This window comes from Streptomyces phytophilus (assembly GCF_013870535.1).
GTDB lineage: Bacteria > Actinomycetota > Actinomycetes > Streptomycetales > Streptomycetaceae > Streptomyces > Streptomyces phytophilus.
This window is the reverse complement of the sequence record NZ_JACBXC010000533.1, coordinates 1-4,014: the sequence shown is the minus strand read 5'-3', so window position 1 is coordinate 4,014 and position 4,014 is coordinate 1. Positions and strand designations below refer to the sequence as shown.

Below are 4,014 nucleotides of genomic sequence, written 5' to 3'. Positions count from 1 at the left end.
GGCTACGTCGCCAGCCGGAACAGCGCCGCTATCGGGTGCCAGGACTCCGTGTCGTCGTCGAGCGAGCCGCGCCAGACCAGGCCGTCCGGATGGCACAGCACGGCGGTCACCTCGTCGGGCGTGGGCGGGTGCGCGTTGCCGCGGAGGTAGACGGAGCGCAGGCCGAGGTTGCGCAGCCGCGTCAGGGCCCTGGCGCGGTTCGCGGCGTGGACGAGGACACGTATCCGCCGGCCCTCCACGGGGGCCGGCAGGGAGACGGCGACCACCATGCTGCCGTCCGGCAGCTTGGTGAATCCTCCTCCGCCCATGGCTCTCCTCGCGTGGTCGTCCCTCGGTCGGGCTGCTCACGCCATCTTTACGCGATCGGCCGCCGCCCCGCCAGGGGCAGCGGCCGATACGTCTTTGACCTGCGGTTTTACAAAATCACCGACCGGAAGGCGCCACCTGGATTGTCATGGTCCGGCCATGACCGGGCTCCTGGACGATGGAGATCCTCGTGTTGGTGTCGGGCACCTTCACGCTGCCGCCCGGGTTCCCTTCGTCCCAGTACGTTCCCTTGCGGTCGTCGAAGACCGAGGCGCCCTTCTTCGACTTGATCTTCGCCGGCTTCCCGTCCTTGTGCAGGGTGAGGCCGTCGGTCCGCTGGGTGCTGAAGGTGGTGTCGTACGCCTGGATGCGGTTGCGCATCACCGAGCCGTCCGCCCACTTCTCCGGCTTCGCGTGCGCGTCGACCGGCAGCACCAGGCCCTCGCCGGGGTGCACGCTGGTGTTGTTGTCCAGCTGCGAGGTGTCCCAGAGCCAGACGGCCAGGCCGTTCTGGTACGGGAAGTGCTCGACCCAGTCCGGCTTGTCGGTCGTCCAGCCGAAGTTGTACGGACCGGTCTTGAGCGTCTTGTCGTACGACGTGTACTGCCGGTTCTCGGCGATGTAGTACTGCGGGTAGTCCTTGGTGAAGGACTCCTCGACGCGCGAGAAGCCGTCCGCCGTCCAGCCCGCGTCGTCGCCCTCGGCGCCGTCCGCGAAGACCTCCTCGCCGTCCGCCGTGATCGTCAACGCGTCGGCGGCGAAGCCCTTCTGCGCCACCCCGCCGTCGGTCTGGTAGCGGAAGCGGAGCTGGACCTCCTGGCCCGCGTAGGCGTCGAGGGAGTACTCCAGGTCGCGGAACTCGCCGGAGACGCCCGTCAGCGCCGGCCGGTCGCCGCCGTCGCGCGGGATCTGCGCGCCGTTCGCGGTGCCGTCGAGCGGGGTGAAGCTGGCGCCGCCGTCCGTGGAGACCTCGGCGTAGAGGAAGTCGTAGTTCTCCTCGATGTCCCACCAGCCCTTCAGGGCCAGCGAGGCAGCGGACCTGCCGGTCAGGTCGACCGTACGGGTCAGGGAGTTGGACAGGTCGTCGCCCATGCCGCTCCACCACTGCTTGGTGCCCTCGGCGGGCTTGGTGATGGTGGTGGTGACGGCCTTCTCCGGCAGTTCGACGACGAGCGCCTGCGGCTTGCCGTCCTTCTGCTCCTCGGCGCGGCCGAGCGTGTGCTTCGAGCGCGTCGCCGCCTTGGCCGTGTCGTAGTCCAGCCAGCCGAGTTGCAGCTTGTCCCAGGCGGTCATGTCGCCGGGCAGGTCGCCGATGGCGTCCTTGCCGCGGCCCAGCCACGAGCCGGAGGACATGAGCGTCCAGAAGGCGGTGGAGTTCTCGCCGCCCGCGGTGTCGTACAGGTCGGGCAGGCCGAGGTCGTGGCCGTACTCGTGGGCGAAGACGCCGAGTCCGCCGTTCTCCGGCTGGACGGTGTAGTCGCCGACCCACACGCCGGTGTCGCCGATCTGGGCGCCGCCGGCCTTGTTCTCGCCGGGTCCTGTGCTGCCCGCGTCGGTGCCGAAGGCGTACCAGCGGTGCGCCCAGATGGCGTCCTCGCCCTGGACGCCGCCGCCGGCGGACTCGTCCTCGCCCGCGTGCACGAGCTGGAAGTGGTCGATGTAGCCGTCGGGCTCGTCGAAGTTGCCGTCGCCGTCGAAGTCGTAGCGGTCCCAGGCGTCGTACTCGGCGAGCTGGGCCTTGATCTCGGCGTCGGTCTTCCCCGCGGCCTTCTGGTCCTCGGCCCACTTGGCGGTCGCGTCGCGCACCAGGTCCCAGACGGAGGCGCAGGTGGAGTCGCCGCAGTAGTTGGAGCCGTAGCGGGCCTCGTTCCACTTCACCGAGACCCAGTCGCTGACCTCGCCGTCCACCGTGTACTGCCCGGAGGACTGCTTCTCGTAGTACTTCGCCACGGACTGCTTGTCCGCGTCCTTGGAGAAGTAGAGGTCCTGGTAGTGCTGCCGGTCGTAGTCGCCCTTCCAGTCGGTGGAGTTGTCCACCGCCCGGTCCGGCTCGGCTATCTGATTATGCGCGGGGCCCGCGTCGCCGCCGTACTTCACGACGGGCGGCTCGGGGCCGTCGGGACCGTCCGGGTCGTACATGGTCTCGTTGTCGACGTCGTCGCCGAACTCGACCAGCACGGTGAATATCTTGTCGGTCTTCGTCCCGCGGCCCAGCTCGGCGTACTTGCCGTCGTCGAGCTTGACGACGGTCGAGCCGTCCTTCTCCGCCCGGGGCTGCGGCTTCTTCTCGCCGGACAGCAACTGCTGGAGCGCGGCCTGCTCGCGCGCGTCCTGCTCCTTGCTGAACGGGCCGTCGAGGTCGTGTTCCTGATGCTTCGGCGCCCGCGCCGGATCACGGCGCTCCAGTGGGGCCGCTCCGTCGCCGGGGTCGGCGGCCGCCTGCCCCAGAGGCAGTAGAGCCGCGCCGAGTGCGGCTGCGACCACCGTGGTGACGGTAGTTTTTGACAACTTTCTTTGCCTGCTCTTCACGTTTGAGCTGTCCCTCCCGCGTCGCCGCACGAATAGGTGTGCCAGCATTCGACCGGAGTGAACAGAGAAATGACAGTCTTGACTTGGACACTTCAGAGGGCTACGGGGTCGGAGACCCTGGTGACGCCGGTGCTCGCCCCGCCATGACACCGTGCGCCCCCTCGTGCACCCCCCGGGTGGGTAAGGTCACGCTTACTTGCAGCCAGGGTTGGGCAACGGCTTGGGTAGTGGGGGGCGGCTGCACGCACGGGGCCGCCCTTCGGCACGTTCACCCGTCCGTACCGATGCTGAGCCCACCAGGGGGGCTGCCATGCCGCGTCCGACTCTCTCCCAAATCCTCTACGGGTCGGCCACAGTCATCGCCTCGGCCGCAGCCATGCTGCTGCTCTCGCAGGCAGGCGCAGCCATCGCCCTCGTGGCGATCTGCGTCACCGCCCTGGCGCTCGGGGTGCTCGTCGCACTGACCGCTCCCGTACCGCGCTCCCGCCGCGCTCCCGCCTTACGGGCGGAACAGCCGGTCGTGGTGGCGCGGCCGGACGGTATCGCCGCACCCGCGGCGGACCGGCGGCCGGTCGGCGCGCAGTCCGCGCCCCACTGAGACGGCACGGGGGCACCCGCGAGGGCGCCCACGGGGGACGGCCGAGACACAACCGAACAGGAAGCGGTCGGCGACCAGTTGGTCGCCGGCCGCTTCGGTGTGCCGGCCCCCGCGCGGTGCGGGGCCGCTTCACGGCGTGAAGCGCTGGCCCTCCGTGGAGACCACGACCGTCTTGGCCGCCTTGTCGTGCACGCACTGCCGGTACGGCCTGTCCCAGGTGCACGAGAGCACGTTGTAGAGCCAGAACAGGGTGCCGATGCACGGCACGATCCCCGGCAGCGAGTAGACGGCGGCGCGGATCCAGCCGGGCCCGCCGGCGGGCACCGCGCCGTTCTCCAGCATGCCGACGCGGATGCTCATGAGCATCTTGCCGACGGTCTGGCCGCTGCGGGTGAGCATCAGGCCCTCGTACACGAGGTACACGAGGATGCCGAAGATGCCCCAGCCGTACTGGGAGCCGGTGTTGTCGGTGTCGGCGAAGTCGTCGATGCGGCCGATGAGGGTGAGGAAGAGCGACACGGGGATGTACACGATCAGGGCGTCGATGATGCGCGCCAGCAGCCGGCGGCCGAGGCCGCCGA

Annotated in this window: 4 protein-coding genes; 1 reads left to right on the top strand and 3 read right to left on the bottom strand. The window is 69.7% G+C overall.

All coding sequences use genetic code 11. The features are described 5' to 3' along the window. Positions 1-2 precede the first annotated feature (2 nt). Together H5J30_RS20740 and H5J30_RS20735 are read right to left on the bottom strand one after the other, a co-directional pair. A complete protein-coding gene (locus H5J30_RS20740; RefSeq protein ID WP_018834040.1) occupies positions 3-308 on the bottom strand; it encodes a hypothetical protein in 306 nt (101 codons plus the stop codon). A 115-nt stretch (positions 309-423) separates the two neighbouring features. Further along, the gene (locus H5J30_RS20735) at positions 424-2,607 is read right to left on the bottom strand and encodes an immune inhibitor A domain-containing protein (protein WP_181788901.1); all 2,184 of its coding nucleotides are present in this window, start codon (positions 2,605-2,607) and stop codon (positions 424-426) included. Between the two features lie 538 nt (positions 2,608-3,145). On the opposite strand from H5J30_RS20735, the gene H5J30_RS20730 reads away from it, so the two are divergent. Beyond that, positions 3,146-3,433, top strand: a complete 288-nt coding sequence (locus H5J30_RS20730; RefSeq protein WP_258563440.1) for a hypothetical protein — start codon at positions 3,146-3,148, stop codon at positions 3,431-3,433. 129 nt (positions 3,434-3,562) lie between these two features. Here the strand turns inward: H5J30_RS20730 and H5J30_RS20725 are convergent. Beyond that, positions 3,563-4,014: RDD family protein (locus H5J30_RS20725; RefSeq protein WP_181788899.1), on the bottom strand; the 452-nt coding region annotated here is incomplete at its 5' end.